The sequence below is a fragment of the Kitasatospora phosalacinea genome (genome assembly GCF_000716545.1).
GTDB classification, from domain to species: Bacteria; Actinomycetota; Actinomycetes; order Streptomycetales; family Streptomycetaceae; genus Kitasatospora; species Kitasatospora phosalacinea.
The window spans coordinates 24158-47067 of record NZ_JNWZ01000010.1 but is presented as its reverse complement, the minus strand read 5'-3'; the positions used below and the strand labels follow the sequence as shown (position 1 = coordinate 47067).

Sequence of the window (22910 nt, the reverse complement as noted above, 5' to 3'; positions counted from 1 at the left end):
ATGTCGGACAGCCCCGGCGCGTCGTACACCCGCGACGACCTCACCACCCCCACCCGCTCCAAGGAGCGCGCCGCCTGGGACGAGGAGGCCGTGCACGCGATCCTCGACGCCGGATACCTGTGCCACCTCGGCTTCGTCCGGGACGGCGCCCCGGTGGTGCTGCCCACGCTGTACGCCCGGGTCGGCCGCGTGCTGTACGTGCACGGCTCCACCGGCAGCCGGCCGCTGCGCGGGGCGGGGGACGAGCAGGGCCTGCCGGTGTGCGTGACGGTGACGCACCTGGACGGGCTGGTGCTGGCCAAGTCGGCCTTCCACCACTCCGTCAACTACCGCTCGGTGGTGGCGCACGGCACCGCGCACCAGGTCACCGACCCGGAGGAGCTGCGCCTGGCGCTGGACGCGATCGTCGACCAGGTGGTGCCGGGCCGCTCGGCGGACTGCCGGCCGGGCAACGCCAAGGAGATCGCCGCCACCGCGGTGATCCGGCTGGAGCTGGACCGGGTCTCGGCGAAGACCCGCACCGGCGGCGTCAACGACGAGGAGGAGGACCTCGCGCTGCCGTACTGGGCGGGCGTCGTCCCCGTCGCCCCGGCGTACGGCGCGCCGGTCGCCTCCCCGCACACCGCCGTCGGGCTCCCGGCGTACCTCGGGGAGGCGGAGTGCTGATCCGCGGCTGGGACCGCGGCGCGGAGGACGAGTGGCGCCGGTGGCTGGCCGCGGGCCGGGACTTCGGCACGCTGGCGGCCAACGGCCCGGACGGCCCGGTGCTGGTGCCCACGCACTTCCTGCTGGACGCGGAGGCCGGCGAGGTGCTGCTGCACCTGTCCGCCGCCAACCCGCTGCTGGCCGCGGTGCGCGCCGACCCGCACGTGACGCTGGCCGTCACCGACGACTACGCCTTCGCCCCCGGCCGCTGGCGCGGCGCCCCGTACACGCCGACCAGTTACTACGCGTCCGTGCAGTTCTCCTGCACCGCCGAGCCGGTGGAGGACCCGGCGGAGAAGGCCGCGCTGCTCAACCGGCAGCTGGCGCACTTCCAGCCCGAGCGGCCCGCGGACCGGGTGGAGGCCGGGAACGCCTACTGGGCGCAGCTGACCGCCGTCCGGGGGCTGCGGCTGACGGTGCACCGGGTGCGGGCGAAGTTCAAGTACGACGACAAGAAGCCCGTCGAGCTCCAGGGGGAGGTCGCCGAGCGGCTGGCCGAGCGGTACGCGGCCACCGGGAACCCGCAGGACGCCCGGGCGCGGGTGCAGCTGTTGCGGCGGATGGCCCTGCGGAAGGCCGCCGCTGACCGTTCGTCGGACTGACAGTTCATCCCCTCCGGGCGTGTCGGACCCGGACGACGGGGTAGCCGCTGGTCGAATTACCTCCGGATATTTCCGCCCGTAACGGGACGGAACACGACGTAGGGAGAGAGCACTGGCTACCCACTCCGCCGCCAGGGACGAGCACCTCGGCCATGTGGTGTTCATCTCCGCCGCCGCCGCGATGGGCGGGTTCCTGTTCGGCTACGACAGTGCGGTGATCAATGGTGCGGTCACCGGCATCCAGAAGCACTTCGGCGTGGGCAACGGCGAGACGGCGTTCGTGGTCGCCATCGCCCTGCTCGGTTCGGCGGCCGGCGCGGTGGTGGCCGGCTGGCTGGCCGACCACTACGGCCGGGTACGCACCATGCTGCTGGCCGCGGTGCTGTTCGCGATCAGCGGCGTCGGGTCGATGTTCCCGCCCAGCATCGAGGTGCTGGGGATGTGGCGCGTGCTCGGCGGCATCGCCATCGGCATCGCCTCGGTGATCGCCCCGACCTACATCGCCGAGGTGGCGCCGACCGCGTACCGGGGCCGGCTGGCCTCCTTCCAGCAGATGGCCATCGTGCTCGGCATCACCGTCTCGCAGCTCGCCAACTGGGCGCTCAACCAGGCCGCCGACGGACAGTCCACCAACCACCTGGCGGGCGTCCAGGCCTGGCAGTGGATGCTCGGCGTGGAGACCGTGCCCGCGCTGGTCTACGGGCTGATGGCGCTGTCCATCCCCGAGTCGCCGCGCTACCTGATCGCCGACAACCGGGAGGCGCAGGCCCGCAAGGTGCTGGCCGAGGTCGAGGGGTCCGGCGTCGACCTGGACGCCCGGGTCGCCGAGATCCGCCGCGTGCTCAACACCGAGCACAAGCCCCGGCTGAAGGACCTGCTGGGCGGGCGGTTCGGGCTGCTGCCGATCGTCTGGATCGGCATCGGCGCCTCGGTGTTCCAGCAGTTCGTCGGCATCAACGTGATCTTCTACTACTCGTCGTTCCTGTGGCAGTCGGTCGGCATCGACGAGTCCAACTCGCTGCTGATCTCGCTCTCCACCTCGATCGTCAACGTGGTCGGCACGGTGGTCGCGATGCTGCTGGTCGACCGGATCGGCCGCAAGCCGCTGGCGCTGGCCGGTTCCGCGGGCATGGCGGTCTCGCTCGCCCTGGCCGCCTGGGCGTTCTCCTTCCGGCAGGGCACCGGTGACAGCGCGACCCTGGCCAACGCGTACGCCACCACGGCGCTGATCGCCGCGCACGTCTTCGTGTTCTGCTTCGCCTTCTCCTGGGGCGTGGTGGTCTGGGTGCTGCTCGGCGAGATGTTCCCCAACCGGATCCGGGCACTGGCCCTGTCGGTGGCCGCCTCCGCGCAGTGGATCGCCAACTGGGCGATCACCGTCACCTTCCCCAACCTCTCCGACTGGAACCTGTCGGCGACGTACGTCATCTACGCCTGCTTCGCGCTGCTGTCGATCCCGTTCGTGGCCTTCTGCATCAAGGAGACCAAGGGCAAGGCACTGGAGGAGATGGGCTGAGCGCACCGGCCGGCCGGGGCGAGCGGTCCCGGCCGGCCGGTCCTCCGGGGGTAAAACCGCTGGACGGTGGGGGTGCGGCAGGTCCATGGTCGGGCGGTGAACTTCCTCGATCCGGCCTGGGCCGGCCGCAACTACCGCGTCCAGACCGCCGCGACGGTGGTGAGCGGGCTCGGCAACGCCGCGGCTCCGATCGCCACCGCTTTCGCGGTCCTGCACTCCGGCGAGCACTGGGGCAGCACCGAGGTCGGCTACGTGAGCGCCGCCCGGACGGTGCCGCTGGTGGTGCTGCTGCTGGTCGGCGGCGCGATCGCGGACCGGCTGCCCCGGCACCTGGTGATGGTCGGGGCCAACCTGTTCAACGCCGGCTCGCAGGCGGCGCTGGCCGCGCTGGTGCTGCTCGGGCACCCGGGCCTGTGGGCGCTGCTGGCGCTCTCGGCGGCGGGCGGCGCGGGCCAGGCGTTCTACGCGCCGGCCGCGGAGGGGGTGATCCTGCGGGCGGTGCCGGCCGAGCACGCGGCGAAGGCGTTCTCGGTGTTCCGGATGGCGGTGAACGGCGCCTCGATCGCGGGCGCGGCGCTCGGCGGCCTGCTGGTCGCGACCGCCGGGCCCGGCTGGGTGCTGGCCGGCGACGCGGCCTGCTTCGCCCTCGCGGCGGCGCTGCGGGTCGGCCTGCGACCGGAACCGGCCACCGGCCGGGGCTCGGCCCGGCCCAGCCTGGCCCGCGAACTGCTGGTCGGCTGGCGGGAGTTCACCGCCCGGCGGTGGCTGTGGGCGATCGTGGTGCAGTTCGGCCTGATCAACGCCTGCGTGCTCGCCGTGGAGGTGGTGTACGGGCCGGTGGTCGCCGAGGACCGGATGGGCGGCGCCGGGGCGTGGGGCGTGGCGATGGCCGCGCTGAGCGTCGGCATGGTGGTGGCGGGCCCGCTGATGGCGCGCCGGCAGCCGCGCCGGCTGCTGCTGGTCGGCAACGGCGGGGTGTTCCTGTTCGGGCTGCCGCCGCTGGCGCTGGCGCTCGGCTGGTCGCTGCCGCTGGTGGCGGTGGCGATGTTCCTGGCGGGCGCGGGCACCACGGTGTTCCTGGTGGGCTGGATGGTGACGCTGCAGCAGGAGGTCCCGGAGGAGTTGCTGTCGCGGATGTCCGCCTACGACTCGTTCGGCTCGTTCGCGCTGCTGCCGCTGGGCACCGGCCTGGCCGGTCCGGCGGCGGAGGCGTTCGGCCTGTCCGGGGCGCTGTGGGGGTGCGCGCTGGTCTGCGCGGCGCTGGCTGGGCTGGTGCTGCTGGTGCCCGAGGTGCGGCGGTTGGAGCGCGCCGTCCCGCAGGCGCGCCCGGGAGCGGTGGAACCGGAACCCGTCACTTCCGGGTGACAGCCGCTGACGGTTTGCAACCTCCCGGGGCCCCGGCACGTCCGACCAGGTGACTGGCCGCGACCCGGGAGGGACGACCGAATGGACAAGCCGCTGCTGTACCTCGACGTCGACGGGGTGCTGAACCCGGTGTTCCCGCACCCGGACGACGACTTCGACACGCACACCCTGCTGGGCTACTCGGTGCTGCTGTCGGCGCGCCACGGCGACTGGCTGCGCGAACTGGCCGGGCACTACGAACTGGTCTGGGCCACCACCTGGGAGGAGCGGGCCAACGAGCACATCGCCCCGCTGCTCGGGCTGCCCGAGCTCCCGGTGGTGGTGTTCAGCGGGTACGTGCCGCAGCCGGGCGACCCGCGGGTGCCGCTGATGGAGCTGTTCTCGGCCGCCAAGTGGGCGCCGATCCTGCGGCACGCGCAGGGCCGCCCGTTCGCCTGGGTGGACGACTGCATCCCGCCGCGCCTGGTGCGGCGCAGCGTGCTGCGGGCGGACCGGCTGCTGCTGCCGGTCGACCCGGCGCAGGGGCTGCAGCGCGAGCACGTGGACCGGCTGCTGCGGCGGCCGCCGTCGCGGGCCTGGCCGAACCCGTGGGCCTGCTGAGGCTCCGGCCGCCCCGCGGGCCCGAGTCCGCGGGTCTCAGGACCGCGGGGCCTGCGGGGCCTGCGGGGCCTGCGGGGTCGGCTCGGCCGGGTGGTCGCAGACCTCGACCCAGATCCGCTCCCAGCGGGCGGTCTCGGTGTGGCCGAAGCGGTCGCCGAGCCGCAGGACGCGCAGCACGGCGAGCGTCTGGGTGCGGTCGGGCTGCTCGGTGACGCGCACCGAGAGCCGGGTGCAGCCGGTGCGGGGCCGGTCGACGGTCGGCTTGGTGCCGGTGAGCTTGTGCAGCGCGTCCCCGATCCAGCGCACCCGTTCGTCGGCCGGCCCGGGCAGTCCGTCCATGTCACGTTCCCCTGTCGTGCGTACCCCGCTACCGCGGTCGTCGGGGGGTCAGCCTACCGCCGCGCGGTGACAGGCCGTCAGGCCGCGCGGCGGCGCCCGGCGGGGTCAGGGCAGCCAGCTGACGTGGCCGGCCAGCAGGGCGTAGCCGACGAAGGCGGTGGTGTCGATCAGGGCGTGCGCGGCGACCAGCGGGCCGACCCGCTGCCAGCGGCGGTAGAGCAGGCAGAAGACCACGCCCATCACCATGTTGCCGACCAGTCCGCCGACGCCCTGGTAGAGGTGGTAGGAGCCGCGCAGCACCGCGCTGGCGGCGACCGCCGCGGGCCGGCCCCAGCCCAGCTGGTCCAGCCGGCGCAGCAGGTAGCCGACCACGACGACCTCCTCCAGGATGGCGTTCTGCCAGGCGGAGGCAATCAGGACGGGGATCCGCCACCAGACGTCCGGCAGGCCGGAGGGGGCGACGGTGAGGTTGAAGTCGGCGGCCTGGGCGGCCAGGTAGAGGGCGAGGCCGGAGCCGCCGATGCAGGCGGCGACCAGGGCGCCGCGGCCGAGGTCGGAGAGCTTGTGGCGCAGGTCGAGGCCGAGCGCCCGCAGCGAGCTGCCCTCGCGCAGCAGCAGGTAACCGACCAGGACGACCGGCATCAGGCCGCGGGCGACGTAGTAGAGCTGCCAGGCGAGGTCGAGCCAGGGCCGGCCGGGGGCGCGGGAGGCGTTGAGGGTGGCGACCTGGTTGCCGAGGTGGTCGGGCTCGGTGAGCGAGCCGACGAAGCTGATCAGCGAACTGACGCCGCTGGCGCCGAGGGAGAGGCCGAGGACGATCAGCACCTCGACGGCGAGCAGCCGGCGCGAGGGGGTCTGGGGGGTGGTGGCGGGCTCGGCCGAGGCGGTGGTCACGGGTCTCCCGGGGGCGGACGGTCGGTCCGGGGCGGTGCTGCCGCCCCGGGCCGATCATCCTTTCACAGGCAGATGAGCCGCCCGTGAAAGCCCACCCGCGGCTCAGCCGACCGGCCAGGTGTGCACCGGTTCGCCGGTGCGCATGCACTCGACGTAGCGGCGGGTCATGGTCGCGATCGCCTCGTTCGGGCCGAGGTTGTGGTGCTCGCGCAACCGGTGCACGGTGGCGGCCTGCCAGGCGGCGCCGTTGGTGCGGCGCAGGCAGCGCTGCTCGATGATGCCGAGGTAGCGGTCCCGGTCGCGGGCCTCGATGCCCCAGTCGTCCAGGCCCTGCTGGGCCAGCGGCAGCAGTTCGTTCAGCACCAGGTCGGTGGCCGGCAGTTCGACCTGGCCGCGGGCGCCGCGGCCGGTGCGGGGCCACCACTGGACGGCGTCGATGCCGTGCCGGGCGCCGCTGCGGAAGTTCTGGTCGGCCAGTTCGAAGGGGAGCCTGGTCCAGATCGGGCGGGGCTGCTCGGCCAGGGCGCGGACCAGGCCGTAGTAGAAGGCGGCGTTGGCCAGCGTGTCGACCACGGTCGGGCCGGCGGGCAGGCAGCGGTTCTCCACCCGCAGGTGGGCGACGCCGTCGGCGACGTCGTACACGGGGCGGTTCCAGCGGTAGATGGTGCCGTTGTGCAGCCGCATCTCGCCGAGCCGGGGGACGCCGCCGGAGGAGAGCACCTTGACCGGGTCCTCGTCGTCGCAGATCGGCAGCAGCGCCGGGAAGTAGCGCAGGTTCTCGGCGAACAGGTCGAGCGCGGAGTCCACCCAGCGCTCCCCGAACCAGGTGATGGGGCGCACGCCCTGGGCCTTGAGCTCGGCCGAACGGGTGTCGCAGGCCTGCTGGAACAGCACCGGGCGGGTCTCGCGCCACAGCTCGCGGCCGAACAGGAACGGGGAGTTGGCGCCGAGCGCGAGCTGCGCGCCGCAGATCGCCTGGGCCGCGTTCCACACCGAGGCGAACCGGGCGGGGGTGACCTGCAGGTGCAGTTGCAGCGAGGTGGCGGCGGCCTCGGCGACCATCGAGACCGAGTCGACGGCCAGGCGCTCCACGCCGTCGATGTCGAGTGCGATGTCCTCGCCGCGGGCGGCCAGGATCTGGTCGCTGAGCAGGCTGTAGCGGTCGTTGCGGCTCATCGCGTCCAGCCCGGCGTGCTCCAGGTCGAGGGTGGGCAGGATGCCGACCATCACGATCCGGGCGCCCGCCTCGGCGGCCCGCCGGTCGGCGTAGCGCAGGGCGGTGTCCAGCTCCTCGCGCAGGTCCTCGAAGACGTGGCCGCTCAGGCGGCGGGGGGCGACGTTGACCTCGATGTTGAACCGGCCCAGCTCGGTCTGGAAGTCCGCGGAGGAGATCGCGTCCAGCACCTGCTCGTTGCCGAGCACCGGCAGGCCCTGCTCGTCGGCCAGGTTCAGCTCGATCTCCAGGCCCATCATCGCTTTGGGGCGGTCGAACCGTTCCTCCCCGAGCATCCGCTCCAGCACGTCCAGACAGGACTGGAGCTTGCGGCGGTACAGCTGCCGGTCGGCCAGCTCCGCCCTGGTCGCCACGACCTTCTCGCCCACGGGTGCCTTCCCTCCCCTCGGTCGACAGTGCCCCAGCATCATGCCCCGGTCGAAGATCGATAGCCCGCGATCCGAACACCCGCACGAGGAGCGGTTCCTGACGGAGAGTCAGCCATGGCTCGACTTGTGCGGCACAACTGAACGTGATATGAAGGTCACCCTGCGCACCTGTTCGAATGGAATTCGCACGCCGCTCAGGCCCGGTCAGGGCCGTCCGAGACACCCACGATGCCGAGGGGCTCTCGTCGACGACCCGCCCACCCCACTCGGCGCCCATGCACAACCGGACACGGCCCAGACGCCTCCCTCAGTCGACGCCATGCCGGTATGCCGCGACGGCGCGCCGATCACGCACGGAGAGGCGACCAGCCATGACCCTGCACCTGATCCAGCCCCCGGACGGCGCGCTGCGCGCCGTGCGCCGCGCCCTCGCCCCGGAGGCGGAGCTCCCGCCCTCCTCGGCCGCCGTCCTGCGCCATAGCGCCGGTCGCCCCCGGCCGCTGCTCGCGCTGCCCGTCCACGCCCTGGCCGGGCCCGCCGAGAGCGGCCCCGCGTCCCGGCTGGCCGGGGCCGAGTGCACCGGCTGGCGCTTCCTGCTGTGCGAGACCTCCCCCGGGGAGGCCGCGACCGCCCCCTGCGGGCACGGCGGCTGCGCGGGCGCCGGCCCCGGCGGGGCGGAGCATCCGCCACTGACCGTCGGCGAGTTCAGCGAGGACGGACTGGACGGGGTGGTGGCCGCCGCCGAGGTGGTCGACGGCCCGGACGGCCCGGCCTTCTCCCACCTGAGCGCCGGCCCGTTCCTGGACTCCACCGTGCGGGCGCTGCGCCAGGCCTGGCAGCTCGCCCACGGCGCGCCCGCGCGCTACGAGCCCCGGCTGCTGCCGCTGCCCGAGCACTACGCCTCGGCGCTGTGGCTGCACGGCGGCCGCCCCGGGGAGGACCTGCTGATCCCGCTGGCCCCGGCGCCGCTCGGGGTGGCGGCGCACCAGGCGCTGCCCGCCGCCGAGCTGCTGGCCCGATTGGAGCGCTCGCCCGCCGCGCGGGCGACCGCGCTGATCGGCTGACGCGCCGGGCCGGCCGGCGGGAGGGCCCCGCACCACCCGGACGGGCCATGCCGCACTGATCCGATCGGATCGGTCCGGCATGGCCCGTTCGTGCGCGGATCCGTTCGCCTCCCGCCCGGTCGGGTGATCTCGCGTCCTCTTCTGTGGCGCATGTCACCAAATGGCTGCGCGAGCGCCCGCGGAGTCGGACACTGGTGTCGGTCGGGTGGAGGACCAATCGTCCTACCCGGCTGACGCCGGTTCACACCTGATCCGGTGCAAGTTTTCAGCGAAGCGAGGTACAAGGATGTGCCAGCACCGAACCGAGTGTCCGTCCGCCGATTCGGCTGACCGCGAGGCGGCCGTGCCGGTCGCGCGCCACCCCGAGCAGGGCTGGAGCCTGCTGTGCAACGGGGTGCTGCTGTTCGACGACACCGGTGAGCTGCTGCCGGACGGCCGGGTGATCGCCCCCCGCCGGAGCCTGCTGATCGCCGCCTGAAGCCTCCCGCTCCCGCTCCCCCGCCCGTCCCCCGCTCGGTGCCCGCCCGGAGTGCGCCCTCCCGGCGGGCACCGGCGCGTCCGGGGACGGGTGCGCCGACGTCAGGAGCCGCCGGACGGGCGGGCGGTGGGCGTCGCCGGGTCGTACCAGAGGCTGACCATCGGGGAGCGCGACGTCCACCCGAGGCTGGTGTAGAGGGCGCGGCCCTCGGTGGTGCCGACCAGCAGGGCGGTGCGCGCGCCGGCCGCGTGCGCCTCGCCCTGCAGGGTGCGCATCAGGGCCGAGCCGAGGCCGCGGCGGCGGTGCTCGGGGGCGGTCTCGATCTGGTCGGCGACGGCGAGCAGCGGGGCGTCCACCCGGCCGCCGAGCGGGGTGGCGGGGGCGAGGGCGATCTGGCCGCGGGCGGCGAAGGCGCCGTCGGCGGTGCGGATCAGGGCGCGGACGGTGCCGCCCCGGCTCCAGGTGGTGATCCGGTAGCCGGCCGGGACGGCGGGGCGCCCGGTCACGGGGCGGAGCGGGAGGGTCATCAGGTACCCGGGGATGTCCTGGTGCCAGCCGCGTCCGATCCAGGGCAGGACGCGCTCGTCCTCGGCGAACAGCTTGAGCCACGTCCAGGGGGCGGTGGTGCCGCCGGCGAGCTTGCGGACCTCCTCCTCCGCAGGGGCGGGCAGCACGTGGCGCCGCACCTGGCGGGCCTGGCCGACGTCGATGCTCCAGCCCCAGGGTTCGGGGACGGGGTCGGCAGCGCCGCGGGAGACCGCCCAGCCGTTGGTCCAGGCCCGGACGAGTTCGGGGACGGTGGCGTCGTCGGGCACGGGCACGCTCCAGGGATGTAATGGTCTCTACTGACTTTTGAAGCTTACCTCCAGCGGGGCGGGCTCGTCACCGGAATTCGCGGGGCCCATCCGGCGCAGCGCCGCGGCCAGGGCGGGGACGTCGACCGGGCCGGCGGTGTCGACGCGGTGGACGGGGCCGAGGGCGAGCGGGGCGGCCGCGCGGGACCACGCCGCCCAGCGGTCGTCGGGCTCGCCGGGGCGCTCGGGGTGGACGGGGTGCCGGTGCGGCACCCGCGCCTCGAAGCGGCGGCGGGCCATGGCCGCCGGGAGCTCGCACCAGACCTCCTGCGCGGCGGCGACCCCGGCGGCGTCCAGCCCGGCCCGGACGATCCGGCGCGCCGGCTCGCCGAGCCAGGGCGCCTCCAGCACGGCCGCGCCGCGGGCGTCGCGCAGCAGCGCCCAGAGCGTCTCGCCGGCGGCGGCGCCAAGCAGCCGGCTCCACTCCCATCGGTCGTGGGCGGGGGTGCGCAGCGGGGCGAGGCGGTCGGCGAGCACCTCCTTGACGGTGTCCTTGCCGAACAGCGGGAGGCCGAGTTCGACGGCCAGGGCCCGGCCGAGGGTGCTCTTGCCCGAGCCGGGCAGGCCGTTCACCAGTACGGTCATCATCCGCCCACCGTAGCGAGGTTGACGTCCGGTCAGGATCGGGAGCGGCTCCGGGGGCCGCTCCGGGCCCCAAGATGTCTGTACAGGTTTTGCCTCGGGTGTCATCCGCGCGTCATCCGCCGCACCGTTGCGGTCCACCTGCGCCGCCTACCAATGGTCGCGGCCGGGAGCAACGGAGCCCGGCACCGCGCACGAGGAGCCACCGATGAGTCCCGAACTGTCCCGCCGCACCCTGCTGGGCGGCGCCGCCGCCGCGGCCGTGCTGTCCGCGCTGCCACTGAGCGTCCGTCAGGCGCTGGCCGCCCCCGCCAGGCCCGGCAGGCTGGAGGACATCCAGCACGTCGTCGTCCTCATGCAGGAGAACCGGGCGTTCGACCACTACTTCGGCACCCTGCCCGGCGTGCGCGGCTTCGGCGACCGCGCGGCGGTGCGCGGCGTCAACGGCCGCTCGGTGTTCCACCAGCCCGATCCGTCCCGGCCCGAGGGCTACCTGCTGCCGTACCCGATGAACGCCGCCCACACCAGCGCGTACCAGCAGGGGGCGCCCGCGTTCGGGTTCGTCGACTCGATGAACGCCTGGAACGACGGCCTGGCGGACGGCTCGGTGACCCGGCGCTCCTCCGGCTGGCTCGGCCAGGGGTACTACGAGAGCGCCGACATGCCCTTCTACCACGCGCTGGCCTCGGCGTTCACCACCTGCGACGCGTACTACGCCTCGGTGCAGTGCAACACCAACACCAACCGCGAGCACCTGATGACGGGCACCAGCGGCGGCACCGTCCGCGACACCCCGGTGACCGACAACTCCGAGCCCGCGGCGGGCTTCGAGTGGACCACCTACGCGGAGCGGCTGGAGCGGGCCGGGATCAGCTGGCGCACCTACCAGGCGCTGGACAACTTCGACGACAACGCGCTGGCCTGGTTCACCGGCTTCATCCGGGCGAAGCCGGGTTCGGCGCTGTACGAGCGCGGGCTGCGGGCGGTCGGCGACCCGGCGAAGAAGGGCGACCCGTTCGCGATGGGCGACGCGCTGGTGGAGGCGTTCGCCACCGACGTGCGCGAGGACCGGCTGCCGCAGGTGTCCTGGCTGGTCGCGCCCGCCGCGCTGTCCGAGCACGCCAACTACGCGCCGCCGAACGGCGAGCACCTGACCGCCCGGCTGCTGGCGGCGCTGGCCGCCAACCCGGAGGTGTGGGCGAAGACCGTGTTCATCCTCAACTACGACGAGCACGGCGGCTTCTTCGACCACCAGCTGCCGCCCGTGCCGCCGCTGGCCGCCGGGCGCGGCGCCTCCACCGTGCCGGTGGACGGCGAGGTGGTGGTGCGGGTGTCGAAGGGCGGCTCGACGTACCACCGGGTGGTCGGGCAGGACGGCCGCTACCGGGTGCGGAACGCGGACGGCTCGCTGGGCTGGTCGGCGGCGCTGCCCGCCGGGGAGTCGCTGGTGTCCGGGCCGTACCCGATGGGGCTGGGCGTGCGGGTGCCGATGGTCGTGGTCTCGCCGTGGACGCGCGGCGGCGCGGTCGACTCCACGGTGTACGACCACACCTCGGTGATCCGGCTGCTGGAGCGGCGCTTCGGCGTCGCCGAGCCGAACATCTCGCCCTGGCGGCGGGCGGTCACCGGCGACCTCACCGAGGTCTTCGACTTCTCCGGGAAGGAGCCGGTCTGGCCCGAGCTGCCCGACACCTCGGGCAACCGGCAGAAGGTCACCGACACCGGCAGGCTGCCCGCCCCGACCGTCCCGAAGCCGCAGCGCGCCCCGCAGCAGCAGCGCGGCACCCGCACCGCCCGGCCCGTCCCGTACCACCTGCAGGCCAAGGCGCGGGTCCGCAGGGGCGTGCTCAGCCTCGACCTGGCCAACCCGGGGCGGCAGGGCGCCGTGATCGCCGCCTACCCCGAGCCCGGCAGCGCGCCCCGGCACTACACGCTCGGCGTCAAGGGCAAGCTCTCCGACACCTGGCAGCTCGGCCCCGACGGGCACGACCTGCGCCTGCACGGCCCGAACGGCGCGCTGTGGCACCTTCGCGGCGACGCGGCCGGCTCGTACGAGACCTCGGTCTCCGAGGACGGCGGCGGCGGGTGGCAGCTGGCCGTGGAGGTCGCCAACCGGACGGACGTCAGCCGGGTGATGACCGTCGGCGACCTGGCGTACGGCGGCGGGCGGCGCGAGGTGCGGCTCGGCGCGGGCGAGTCCGCGGTGGTCGACCTGCCGGTGGGCGAGGAGGGCTGGTACGACGTCGTGGTCACCGCCCGGGACGACGCCCGCTACCGCTTCCGGCGCGCCGGACGGCTGCCGAACCAGGCCGTCGGCTCCACCGACCCGGCGATGGGCCTGGCCGACCCGCTGGTGCTGGACGTCTCGCTGGGCTCCGCGTCCACGACCGTCGACGAGCCGGTCCTGCTGCCCGGGGGGACCGCCCGGCTGAAGGCCCGGCTCACCGCGACCGCCGACCTGACCGGCCTGGAGGTCGTGCCGCTGCTGCCCGCCGGGTGGCCCGCCCCGAGCGTGGTCAGCGCGCCGCCCGCCGCGCTGGCCGCGGGCGCGAGCGCCGACGCCGAGTGGGAGGTGCGGGTGCCCGCGACGCTCTCCGGCACCGCCCGCCTGCTGGTCACCGCCCGGGGCGCGGCCGGCGACCGGTACGCCGTCGCGGACGGCGAGGCCGCGGGGCGCACCGCGCCGTCGATGGCGGGCCACCTGCTCGGCGAGGACTTCGAGTCGCTCGCCCCCGTGCTCGCCCCGGTCTCCGGCGTCCTCGGCTGGACCGCCCAGGCCCCCGCCGGCTGGTCGGTGGTCAACGCGCCCGGCATGCCGCAGGGCACCGCCCGGCTCCAGGGCTGGACGTTCCACACCAAGCGCGAGTGGTCCGCCCCCGCCGGGCAGGACCGCGGCGACTTCACCCGCGGCCTCGGCGTCCTCGCCGTCGCCGACCCCGACGACTGGGACGACACCGGCTCGCCCTCCGCCAAGGGGAGGTTCGACTCCACCCTGGTCTCCCCCGCCGTCCCCGTCCCGGCCGGCACCGGCTCGCTGTACCTCGCCTTCGACTCGCACTACCGGCAGGAGGCCCCGCAGAAGGCGTCCGTGACGGCGGTGTTCGACACCGGCGAGGAGACCCGGCTGGTCTTCTACAGCAGCGACGCCACCGGCAACGACAACGCGGGCAAGGACGTCCAGAACGCCTTCGTCACCCGGCGGTTCGCCGTCCCCGCCGGGGCCCGGGCGGTCACCCTGGAGTTCCGGATGTACGACGCCGGCAACAACTGGTACTGGGCGGTCGACCACGTCCGCCTGGACGTCCGGCCGATCACCGGCTGACGCGCCGCTCCCGCCCCGCCGCCCGTCCCGCCGCCCGCGCGGTGGGGGGGGCGGGGCGGTCAGCTCCGGCGGCCCGGGAGCGCGGACAGGGCCCGGGAGCGCTGGGCGACCAGGTCGGCGTAGGTGCCGTCGCGCTCGGCCCAGCGGTGCATCAGGACGCCCTCCACCAGGACCTCGCGCGGGGTCGGGTCCTGCCCGAGCAGCTGCACGACCTCGGTGGCGAAGGCGTCCAGCGGCAGCGCGTGCGGGTTCACCTCCTCCTGTCCGGCGGTGGCCACGGCCGGCGGGACCAGCTCGACGACCTCGACCCCGGTGCCGTCGAGCTGCGCGCGCAGCGCCTCGGAGTAGGCGTGCACCCCGGCCTTCGAGGCGGCGTAGCTGGGCATCGGCGGGAACGGCAGGAAGGCGATGCCGGAGGTGACGGTGACGAAGGCGCCCGCGCCCCGGCCCACCAGGTGGGGGGTGAAGGCGTCGACGACCCTGATGGTGCCGAGCAGGTTGGTGTCGATCGTCATCGCCGCCGCCGCGAAGTGCGCGGGGTCGCGCAGGTCCTCCGTCAGCATGACGCCCGCCGTGGTCACCACGGTGTCCAGCGCCGGGTGACGGGCGAGCACGGCGTCCCGGGCGGCCGTGACGGAGGAGCCGTCGGTGACGTCGACCTCGAACGTGCCGAAGCCTTCCGCGGCGAGTTCGGCGAGCGCGCGCGGGCTGCGGCCCGCGACGGCCACGGTGCTGCCCGCGGCGGCGAAGCGGCGGGCCAGCTCCCGTCCGATGCCCGAGGTTCCGCCGACGACGAGGACGGTGCGGGTGGAGAGGTCCACGGGGTCTTCCCTTCGATCAGGTGCGCCGGCGGCGCGCGGCCGCGGCGCGGACGGCGGCGCGCACCGTCCCCGGTTCCACCGCTCCGGCTCGGAGCGGCACCGCTCCAGCCTGCGCGGAACCGTCCGGCCGCGGGGAGGCCCCCGCACTCCCCGGCCCTGGCGTTCCCCGGTCCCGGCGTTCCCTGGTCCTGGCAGGGCCCCCGCTGGAGCGGGCGCACCGCACTACGGTGGCGGCATGAAGGACGAGGAATCCGGCAACCGGCTCGGCGGCTACCTGCGCGCCCGGCGCGAACTGGTCTCCCCCGAGCAGGCGGGGCTCCCGCCGGGCGGGAACCGCCGCGTGCCCGGCCTGCGCCGGGAGGAGGTCGCGCTGCTCGCCGGGATCAGCCCCGACTACTACCTGCGCCTGGAGCGGGGCCGCGACAAGAACCCCTCGCCCCAGGTGCTCGCCGCGCTGGCCCGCGTCCTGCGGCTCGACGACGTCGAACGGACGTACCTGCTCGGCCTCGCCGCGGGCCGCCCGCGGGCGCCGCGCCGCAGGCGGCCCGAACACGTGCCGGCGCGCCTGCACGAGCTGCTCGCCCAGCTGCCGGTGCCCGCGTTCGTCGAGGGGCGGGCGTTCGACGTGCTGGCCGCCAACCCGACGGCCCTGGCGCTCTCCCCGCGCCTGCGGCCCGGCGAGAACCGGCTCCGCTCCCTGCTCCTCGATCCCGAGGAGCGGTCCTTCCACCAGGACTGGACGAAGGCCACCGCCGACTTCGTCGCCGCCCTGCGCACCTCGATCGGGGACGACACCGACAACCCCAGGTTCGTCGAACTCGTCGGGGAGCTCGCGCTCTCCAGCCAGCGGTTCCGCACCCTGTGGGCCCGCCACGACGTGCGCGGCCTCGGCGGCGGGACCACCACGCTCCACCACCCGGTCGTCGGCGAGCTGCGCCTGCACCGCGACAAGCTGCCCGTCGAGGACGTCATCCTGGTCGTCTACTACCCCGACCGGGGCAGCGACAGCGAGGGGAAGCTGCGGCGGCTGGCGGCGCTCCCGGCCGCCGGGCCCGAGGCCCCGGCGGCCGGTGCCCCGGCGTCCGGCGGGTGACCGGTCAGAGGACCTGGACGGACTTCGCCCGGGGCGGCTGGTCGGGGAAGGCGGTGTCGTGCCGGCGCTCGATCTCCACCGGGCCGCCGTCGACGTCGTAGTGGACGAGGTCGTCGTTGCCGGTGGAGATGCGGTCGATCCACCGGCCGCCGAAGTCGGCGCGGCCGGCGTCGGCGCGGCGGTCGACGCCCCGGGCACCGTCCAGGTGGGACCAGGTGTCGCGCGACTTCACTCGTGCGCGTTCGCAGCGCTCGCGGCGTAGAAGGGCGCCTGTTCGGGGTGGCGGGCCAGGAAGGCGAGTTGCAGGCCCCGGTCGAGGCGGACCCGCAGGGTGGGGTCGGCGGCGAGGGACCGGCCGAGGCGGGCGGCGAGGGACTGGACGGCGGCGGGGTCCGCCGCCGGGTCGGCCAGGACGAGGGCCAGGGTGGCGTCGGCGTCCGGGGCCGGGGTGAGGTGGGCGGCGGCGACGGCGGGTTCGGCGGCGAGGAGGGTGCGCAGGGCCTGCCGCACCTCCGGGTCGCGGAGCGGCGGGAGGTAGCGGCGGTTCTCCGCGACGGCGCGCAGCCGGGCGCCGGACAGCCGGTAGGTGACCGGCCCGGCCGGGTCGACGAGCAGGGTGTCGGCGCGCTCGGAGAACGCCACCATCGCGGCCTGCGGGGCCGCCACCGGGGCCGGGCGGGCGTCCGCGCGCCAGGCGGCCATGGTCGCCAGCGAGGTGAACGCGGGCAGGGCCCGGCGGCCGTCCGGAGCCTCCACCACCGGGACGGCCATGTCGCTGGTCTTCTCGTGCCGGTGCCCGTCGGCGCCCACCTCGACCTCGCCGAGCAGCGCCACGATCGGCACCATCAGCCGGCTCGGGGTGAGGGCCGCCAGCAGGTCCGGCTCGGTGGCCGGGTCCTGCTGCCAGGCGGTGAGGGCCGCGGCGAGGGCGGGGTCGGCGGTGCCGTCGTCCTCGGCGAAACCGGGATCGGGGATGTTCTTGCGCTCCACCCCGTGAGCGTATGCCACGTTTATCCGGGGGACGGACGCTGGAGGAGGTGTGCCGGTGGAACGGTGCGGACGGTTGGCGGTGGCGGCCGCGGTGCCCGGGACGGGCGCGGCCGCGGTGCGCGGCGGCGGACTGTTCGTGACGGCCAGCACGGTGAAGGTGGACCTGGTCGCGGCGCTGCTGCTGCGCCACGGCGGCGACGGCGGACTGACGGACGGCGAGCGGGAGTTGGCCGAGCTGTCGATCGTCCGCAGCGACAACGCGGCGGCGAGCGAGCTGTACCTGCTGGTCGGCGGCGCCCCCGGGCTGGACGCGGCCTACCGGGCGCTCGGGCTGGTGGAGACCGCCGCCGGGCGGGACGGGTACTGGGGGCTGACCACCACCAGCGCCGGCGACCGGGTCCGGCTGCTGCGGCAGGTCTTCGCGGCGGACGGGGCGCTGCCCGGGCGGCGGTGGCTGGCCGGGCTGATGGGGCGGGTGGTGCCGGAGCAGGCGTGGGGGGTGTCGGCGGCGGGGGCGACCGGGTTGAAGAACGGGTGGCTGCCGCGGAGCGCGACCGGGCTGTGGGTGGTCGGCAGCTTCGGCGCGCTGGCGGACGGGACGCTGGTGGCGGTGGTCTCCGACGGCTGGCCGGAGCTGGCGCGGGGCGTGGTGGCGGTGGAGTCGGCGGCGCGCTGGGCGGTGGGTACGGTGAGGGCGGCACGGTCTGCGGACGGAGGGAGTTGACGGGATGTCGGCGGTGCGGGTCGGGGCGCTGGTGCCGTTGAGCCCGCCCGGGTGGGTGGCGGCGGGGCGGCAGCTGCTGGCCGGGCTGGAGCTGGGCGTCCGGGACGTCAACGCGGCGGGCGGGATCGACGGGCGGCCGGTCGAGCTGCTGGTGCGGGACACGGCGGCGGACCCGGCGCGGGCGGCGGAGGCGGTCGGCGAGCTGGCCGGGCTGGGGGCGGCGGCGCTGGTGGGCGAGTACCACAGCGTGGTGGCCCGGGCGGTGGCGGAGCGGGCCGAGGCGCTGGGCCTGCCGTACCTGTGCTCCTCGGCGGTGCTGGACGGCCTGGTCGACGCGCCCGCCCGGTGGGTGGCGCGGCTCGCCCCGGCGCAGTCGTACGGCTGGCGGGCCTACGCGGACTTCCTGCTCGGCGCGGGCCACCGCCGGGTCGCGGTGGCCGCCGGCCCGGGCGGGTACTGGGCGGCGGGGACGGAGGTGCTGCGCGGACGCTTCGCGGCGCACGACGGGGAGGTGGTGGCGTTCGACCTGCGCGGACGGACGCCCCGGACGCTGTGCGACGCGGTGGCGGGCAGCGGGGCGAGCGCGCTGCTGCTGCTCGCCGGGCACCCGGATCCGGCGGTGCCGATCGTCCGGGCGGTGCGGCGCGACCGGCGGCTGCGCGGGCTGCTGCTGGGGGCGCCGGCCGGGCAGCCGGAGTTCGCGGAGTGGCTGGAGCTGCTGGGCGCGGACGGCGCCGGGGTGCCGTTCCTGAGCTACCTGCCCGAGGAGCTCACCCCGGTCGGCGCCCGGGTCGACGCGGAGCTGCGCGAACCGCTGGGCGGCGCGCCGTCGTTCGTCGCGTTCGAGGGCTGGGACGCGGTGGCCGTGCTGGCGCGGGCCCTGCGCCCCGGCGGCGGGGTGCGCTGGTCGGACGTCGAGGTGGCGGGCACCCGGGGGACGGTCCGCTTCTCCCGGGTGCCGGGCAGCGGGGTGTGGCAGTGGGCCTGGCCGCCCGTCCGGGTGGTCGACCGGGACCCGGCGGAGCCGGGGCGCCTGCGCACGCTGCACACGGCGCCCACCGCCCGGTAGCGGGCGTCGCGGATTGGGGGTCCGGTGGATCTACCGCCCGGTAGGGGGATGTGGCAGTCTGCGGCCATGGCACTCGTTGAGACCGCTGCGGCCGGCGGAACCGTCTCCGACCGGGCCCGGTACGACCGGGCGACGGCGCACCTGGACGCGCCGCTGGCCGTCGTCGACCTGGCGGCGTTCGACGCGAACGCGGCGGACTTGGTGCGCCGCGCGGGCGGGAAGCCGATCCGGGTGGCGTCGAAGTCGGTGCGGTGCCGGGCGCTGCTGGAGCGGGTGCTGGAGCTGGACGGGTTCGCGGGGGTGATGAGCTTCACCCTGGCGGAGACGCTCTGGCTGGTGGAGTCCGGGTTCACCGACGTGCTGCTGGCGTACCCGTCGGCGGACCGGGCCGCGTACGGGCGGCTGACCGCCGATCCGGAGCTGGCGCGGCAGGTCAGCGTGGTGGTGGACGACGTGGCCCAGCTGGACCTGATCGACGCCGCCCGGAAGGGCCCGGCGACGGTCCGGGTCTGCCTGGAGCTGGACACCTCGCTGCACCTGCTGGGCGGCCGGGTGCGGGTGGGCGCGCGGCGCTCGCCGCTGCGGACGCCCGAGCAGCTGGGCCGGTTCGCCGAACTGGTGGGCCGCCGCCCGGGGTTCGAGGTGGTCGGGCTGATGGCGTACGAGGGCCACGTGGCCGGTGTCGGGGACGCGGTGCCCGGGCGGCCGCTGCGGTCGGCGGCGGTGCGGCTGATGCAGGCGAAGGCGCGCTCCGAACTGGCGGCGCGGCGCGCCGAGGTGGTGCGGCGGGTGCGCGAGGTCGCCGAGTTGGAGTTCGTGAACGGCGGCGGCACCGGCAGCGTGGAGTCGACCGTCGCGGAGCGCGCGGTGACCGAGGTGGCGGCCGGTTCGGGCCTGTTCGTGCCCCGGCTGTTCGACAACTACCGGGCGTTCCGCGGCCGCCCGGCCGCGCTGTTCGCGCAGCCGGTGGTGCGGCGCCCCGGGGTGGGCGTGGTGACGGTGCTGGGCGGCGGGTACCCGGCGTCCGGCCCGGCGGGCGCGGACCGCTCCCCCGTCCCGTACCTGCCGGCCGGCCTGCGCTACGACCCGCAGGAGGGCGCGGGCGAGGTGCAGACGCCGCTGCTCGGCTCGGCGGCGGACGACCTGCTGATCGGCGACCGGGTGTGGTTCCGGCACGCGAAGGCGGGCGAACTGTGCGAGCGCTTCGAGCGGCTGCACCTGATCGAGGGCGACACCGTCACCGCCACCGTGCCGACCTACCGGGGCGAGGGCCGCACCTTCCTGTGACGCCGACCGGGGCCGCGCCGCCGCCGAGCCGCCCCGGTGCCGGTCGGCGGGCGCGGAGAAACTCCGGAAGATTTTCTCCGCGTCCGTGTCGAGAACCCGTGAGCTGCTCCGTCCCAGGGGTGAAGGCGGCCACAATGGGCCGCACCAGGACCGAGGAGTGGGACCCATGGCCAAGTACCTGATGCTCAAGCACTACCGCGGCGCGCCGGTGCCGGAGGGCTTCGTGCCGATGGAGCGGTGGACGCCCGCGGAGGTCGACGCGCACATCCGGTACATGCGGGACTTCGCCGCCAAGCTGGAGCGGACCGGCGAGTTCGTGGACGCGCAGGGGCTCGCGCCCGAGGGGACGTGGGTGCAGTACGGCGGGGAGGGGAAGCCGCCGGTGACCGACGGGCCGTTCGCGGAGACCAAGGACCTGATCGCCGGCTGGATGATCATCGACGTGGACAGCCGGGAGCGGGCGCTGGAGCTGGCCGCCGAGCTGTCGGCGGCGCCGGGCGCGGGCGGGGTGCCGATCCGCGAGTGGCTGGAGCTGCGCCCGGTGATGTCCGAACCGCCGACCGTCACGGAGTGAGCGGGATGGCGTCCTCGGCCGTGGACGAGTCGCTGCTGCGCGTCCTGACCCCCGAGGTGCTGGCCGTCCTGGTCCGTCGCGGGGCGGACTTCGCGGCGGCCGAGGACGCCGTCCAGGAGGCCCTGTTGGAGGCCGTCCGGCGCTGGCCGGACGAGCCCCCGCGGGACCCGAAGGGCTGGCTGGTGACCGTCGCGTGGCGGCGGTTCCTGGACGCGGCGCGGGCCGACAGCGCGCGCCGCCGCCGCGAGGACGCGGTGGAGGAGGAGCCGGGGCCCGGACCGGTGCCGGACACCGACGACTCGCTGCGGCTGTACTTCCTGTGCGCGCACCCGTCGCTGACGCCCTCCTCGGCGGTGGCGCTGACGCTGCGCGCGGTCGGCGGGCTCACCACTCGGCAGATCGCCGCCGCGTACCTGGTGCCGGAGGCGACCATGGCGCAGCGCATCTCGCGGGCCAAGCGGACCGTCGCGGGCGTGCGGCTGGACCGGCCGGGGGACGTGGCGACGGTGCTGCGGGTGCTGTACCTGGTCTTCAACGAGGGCTACTCGGGGGACGTCGACCTGGCGGCCGAGGCGATCCGGCTGACCCGGCAGCTGGCGGCCCGGACCGACCACCCGGAGGTCTCCGGCCTGCTGGCGCTGATGCTGCTGCACCACGCCCGCCGGGCCGGGCGGACCGCGCCGGACGGCAGCCTGGTGCCGCTGGCCGAGCAGGACCGCACCCGCTGGGACACCGCCGCCATCGCCGAGGGCGTCGCCGTCCTGCAGGCGGCGCTGGCCCGCGACCGGCTCGGCGAGTACCAGGCCCAGGCCGCGATCGCCGCCCTGCACGCGGACGCGCCGACCGCCGCCGAGACGGACTGGGTGCAGATCGTCGAGTGGTACGACGAGCTGGCGGCGCTCACCGACAACCCGGTGGTGCGCCTCAACCGGGCCGTCGCCGTCGGCGAGGCGGACGGGCCCCGCGCGGGCCTGGCCGCCCTCGCCGCGCTCGACGGGACGCTGCCCCGCCACACCGCCGCCCGGGCGTACCTGCACGAGCGGGCCGGCGAGCTGCCGGCGGCCGCCGGGCTGTACGCGCGGGCCGCCCGCGAGGCCGGGACGGCGGCCGAGCGGGAGCACCTGATCCGGCAGGCGGCCCGGCTCAACACGCTGTTGCGGGAAGGGGGTTGAGCCGGGCGCGCCGGTCGGCCGTCAGGTGGTGGTGCCGGGGCCGCCGCCGAGGGAGCCGGCGTCGACCTTGGTGATGCCCTTCAGGATGGTGTCCATCTGGTCCAGGCCGGGCGCCTTGTCGGCGATGTCGAAGCCGAAGTGGACGGCGGTCAGCGCCTTGCCGTCGGCGGTCGGGAAGACCACCGTCTCCACGTAGCCCGGGTTGCCCTTCGCCACGTCGACCTTCCAGCGCACCAGGTAGCCGTCGCGCCCGGCCACCTTGACGGCCTCGCTCTTCAGCTCCTGGTGGCCGTTCAGGTCGCCGTACGACTGCTTCGCGGCGTCCGCGATGTCGTCCTGGGCGGCCTGCTTGGCGTCGGTGCCCTTGAGGCGGGCGGTGGACACGCCGCCCAGCGAGCAGTTGTCCGACCCGTCGGCGCAGGTGTAGCTGCCGGTGTACATGCCGGCGTAACCGCCCTCGACGGTGCCGCCCTCCCAGCCGCTCGGGATCGGCAGCGAGATGCCGTTGACCATGTCGATGGCGGCCTTGGCGTTCCGTCCGGTGCCGTCGCCGTTGCCGTTGCCGTTGCCCTGGCCGTTCTTCCCGCTGCCGCCGTTGCCGTTGCCCCCGCTGCTGCCGCTGCCGCCGCCGAACGGGTTGTCGGGGATGGTCTTGCCGCTGCCGCCCTCCCCGCCGCCGCCGCCGAAGCCGTTGAAGCCGTTGCCGCCCCGGCGCCCGTCGCTGCTCTGCGCGGCGGCGGTGCCCTTCTTGTCGTGGTGGCCGTCCATCACCAGGTAGGTGACGCCGGAGCCGATCGCGAGGCCCAGCACGGCGGCGACCGAGGCGGCGACCAGCACCGGCTTCGGCGGCCGGGCGCGGGCCGGCTTCGCCCCGAACTGCCCGGCGTACGGGGGCAGCGGGGGGTAGTTCACGGTCTGCCCGGAGGCGTCCAGCACGGTGCCCTCGAGGACGGCGGTGTCGTCCGTCCCGGCGGTGGGGCCGGAGGCGGGGGCAGCCGCGGGCGCCGCCGGGGTCTCCGGGGCCGGGCGGGTCTCGGCGGTCCAACCCTTGCCGTCCCACCAGCGCTGGGGGCGGGGGTCGCTGTCGGTGTCGACCGGATCCGGGTACCACCCGGCCGGAATCTGCTGCTCGCTCACGACAGAGACCCTAGGGGGCGGCGGATAAGCGGGAAATCAGCGAGGGGGTGCGAACGGGGGTCCGGCGATGAGATTCCGGTGAGAATCGCGCGGCCTCCCCCGCTGCGGCGCCCTCCGGAC

The 22910-nt window shown here is 75.5% G+C and carries 23 protein-coding genes; 14 read left to right on the top strand and 9 right to left on the bottom strand.

Annotated elements, in window-relative coordinates:
* From OO48_RS06915 to OO48_RS06895, 5 genes are all read left to right on the top strand, one after another.
* The gene (locus OO48_RS06915; RefSeq protein WP_033213478.1) at window positions 1-666 is read left to right on the top strand and encodes a pyridoxamine 5'-phosphate oxidase family protein; all 666 of its coding nucleotides are present in this window, start codon (window positions 1-3) and stop codon (window positions 664-666) included.
* Window positions 660-1307 carry an FMN-binding negative transcriptional regulator gene (locus tag OO48_RS06910; protein ID WP_033213477.1) on the top strand — a complete coding sequence of 216 codons (648 nt, stop codon included), beginning with the start codon at window positions 660-662 and terminating at the stop codon, window positions 1305-1307. The genes OO48_RS06915 and OO48_RS06910 overlap by 7 nt, the downstream gene beginning before the upstream one ends.
* 181 nt (window positions 1308-1488) lie before the next feature.
* Window positions 1489-2823: a sugar porter family MFS transporter gene (locus OO48_RS06905; RefSeq protein ID WP_245194542.1), complete on the top strand. Its 1335-nt coding sequence runs from the start codon at window positions 1489-1491 to the stop codon at window positions 2821-2823.
* 96 nt (window positions 2824-2919) lie between these two features.
* Entirely contained in the window at window positions 2920-4188 is a 1269-nt protein-coding gene (locus tag OO48_RS06900; RefSeq protein ID WP_033213475.1) for an MFS transporter, read from the top strand.
* Window positions 4189-4269: 81 nt separating this feature from the next.
* Window positions 4270-4788, top strand: a complete 519-nt coding sequence (locus OO48_RS06895; protein ID WP_033213474.1) for an HAD domain-containing protein — start codon at window positions 4270-4272, stop codon at window positions 4786-4788.
* A 36-nt stretch (window positions 4789-4824) separates the two neighbouring features.
* Here OO48_RS06895 and OO48_RS06890 read toward each other — a convergent pair whose 3' ends face one another.
* From OO48_RS06890 to OO48_RS06880, 3 genes are all read right to left on the bottom strand, one after another.
* Window positions 4825-5127, bottom strand: coding sequence for a hypothetical protein (locus OO48_RS06890; protein ID WP_033213473.1), 303 nt, complete (start codon window positions 5125-5127; stop codon window positions 4825-4827).
* A gap of 105 nt (window positions 5128-5232) precedes the next feature.
* Window positions 5233-6021 carry a CPBP family intramembrane glutamic endopeptidase gene (locus tag OO48_RS06885; protein ID WP_033213472.1) on the bottom strand — a complete coding sequence of 263 codons (789 nt, stop codon included), beginning with the start codon at window positions 6019-6021 and terminating at the stop codon, window positions 5233-5235.
* Between the two features lie 102 nt (window positions 6022-6123).
* Window positions 6124-7623 carry a glutamate-cysteine ligase family protein gene (locus OO48_RS06880; RefSeq protein WP_033213471.1) on the bottom strand — a complete coding sequence of 500 codons (1500 nt, stop codon included), beginning with the start codon at window positions 7621-7623 and terminating at the stop codon, window positions 6124-6126.
* 371 nt (window positions 7624-7994) lie between these two features.
* Between OO48_RS06880 and OO48_RS34295 the strand changes: the two genes are divergently transcribed.
* Together OO48_RS34295 and OO48_RS06870 are read left to right on the top strand one after the other, a co-directional pair.
* Window positions 7995-8687, top strand: coding sequence for a serine/threonine-protein kinase (locus OO48_RS34295; protein WP_051731823.1), 693 nt, complete (start codon window positions 7995-7997; stop codon window positions 8685-8687).
* A 286-nt stretch (window positions 8688-8973) separates the two neighbouring features.
* A complete protein-coding gene (locus tag OO48_RS06870) occupies window positions 8974-9165 on the top strand; it encodes a DUF5999 family protein (protein ID WP_033213470.1) in 192 nt (63 codons plus the stop codon).
* Window positions 9166-9266: 101 nt separating this feature from the next.
* Here the strand turns inward: OO48_RS06870 and OO48_RS06865 are convergent, their stop codons facing one another.
* Together OO48_RS06865 and OO48_RS06860 are read right to left on the bottom strand one after the other, a co-directional pair.
* Complete coding sequence (locus OO48_RS06865) at window positions 9267-9980, bottom strand: GNAT family N-acetyltransferase (protein WP_033213469.1); 714 nt, start codon at window positions 9978-9980, stop codon at window positions 9267-9269.
* A 27-nt stretch (window positions 9981-10007) separates the two neighbouring features.
* On the bottom strand, window positions 10008-10607 hold the full coding sequence (locus tag OO48_RS06860) for a P-loop nucleotide/nucleoside kinase family protein (protein WP_033213468.1): 600 nt from the start codon (window positions 10605-10607) through the stop codon (window positions 10008-10010).
* Between the two features lie 202 nt (window positions 10608-10809).
* On the opposite strand from OO48_RS06860, the gene OO48_RS34920 reads away from it, so the two are divergent.
* Window positions 10810-13923, top strand: coding sequence for a phosphocholine-specific phospholipase C (locus OO48_RS34920; RefSeq protein WP_051731822.1), 3114 nt, complete (start codon window positions 10810-10812; stop codon window positions 13921-13923).
* Between the two features lie 59 nt (window positions 13924-13982).
* Here the strand turns inward: OO48_RS34920 and OO48_RS06850 are convergent, their stop codons facing one another.
* Window positions 13983-14744 carry an SDR family oxidoreductase gene (locus OO48_RS06850; RefSeq protein WP_033213467.1) on the bottom strand — a complete coding sequence of 254 codons (762 nt, stop codon included), beginning with the start codon at window positions 14742-14744 and terminating at the stop codon, window positions 13983-13985.
* 235 nt (window positions 14745-14979) lie between these two features.
* On the opposite strand from OO48_RS06850, the gene OO48_RS06845 reads away from it, so the two are divergent.
* The gene (locus OO48_RS06845) at window positions 14980-15837 is read left to right on the top strand and encodes a helix-turn-helix transcriptional regulator (RefSeq protein ID WP_033213466.1); all 858 of its coding nucleotides are present in this window, start codon (window positions 14980-14982) and stop codon (window positions 15835-15837) included.
* 4 nt (window positions 15838-15841) lie between these two features.
* On the opposite strand, the gene OO48_RS06840 is transcribed toward OO48_RS06845, so the two are convergent.
* Both OO48_RS06840 and OO48_RS06835 read right to left on the bottom strand, forming a co-directional pair.
* A complete protein-coding gene (locus tag OO48_RS06840) occupies window positions 15842-16069 on the bottom strand; it encodes a beta/gamma crystallin domain-containing protein (RefSeq protein ID WP_051731821.1) in 228 nt (75 codons plus the stop codon).
* A complete protein-coding gene (locus OO48_RS06835) occupies window positions 16066-16827 on the bottom strand; it encodes an SseB family protein (RefSeq protein ID WP_033213465.1) in 762 nt (253 codons plus the stop codon). Before OO48_RS06835 ends, OO48_RS06840 begins: the two co-directional genes overlap by 4 nt.
* Before the next feature lie 55 nt (window positions 16828-16882).
* On the opposite strand from OO48_RS06835, the gene OO48_RS06830 reads away from it, so the two are divergent.
* From OO48_RS06830 to OO48_RS06810, 5 genes are all read left to right on the top strand, one after another.
* Complete coding sequence (locus tag OO48_RS06830; protein WP_051731820.1) at window positions 16883-17551, top strand: serine hydrolase; 669 nt, start codon at window positions 16883-16885, stop codon at window positions 17549-17551.
* Between the two features lie 4 nt (window positions 17552-17555).
* Window positions 17556-18620 (top strand): ABC transporter substrate-binding protein, encoded by a 1065-nt coding sequence (locus OO48_RS06825; protein WP_051731819.1) that lies wholly within the window; start codon window positions 17556-17558, stop codon window positions 18618-18620.
* 66 nt (window positions 18621-18686) lie between these two features.
* Window positions 18687-19907, top strand: a complete 1221-nt coding sequence (locus tag OO48_RS06820) for an alanine racemase (protein ID WP_033213463.1) — start codon at window positions 18687-18689, stop codon at window positions 19905-19907.
* 166 nt (window positions 19908-20073) lie between these two features.
* Window positions 20074-20481: a YciI family protein gene (locus tag OO48_RS06815; RefSeq protein WP_033213462.1), complete on the top strand. Its 408-nt coding sequence runs from the start codon at window positions 20074-20076 to the stop codon at window positions 20479-20481.
* Between the two features lie 20 nt (window positions 20482-20501).
* A complete protein-coding gene (locus OO48_RS06810; RefSeq protein WP_033213538.1) occupies window positions 20502-21653 on the top strand; it encodes an RNA polymerase sigma factor in 1152 nt (383 codons plus the stop codon).
* A gap of 21 nt (window positions 21654-21674) precedes the next feature.
* On the opposite strand, the gene OO48_RS40580 is transcribed toward OO48_RS06810, so the two are convergent.
* Window positions 21675-22790, bottom strand: a complete 1116-nt coding sequence (locus OO48_RS40580) for a DUF2510 domain-containing protein (RefSeq protein ID WP_033213461.1) — start codon at window positions 22788-22790, stop codon at window positions 21675-21677.
* Window positions 22791-22910: the final 120 nt, after the last annotated feature.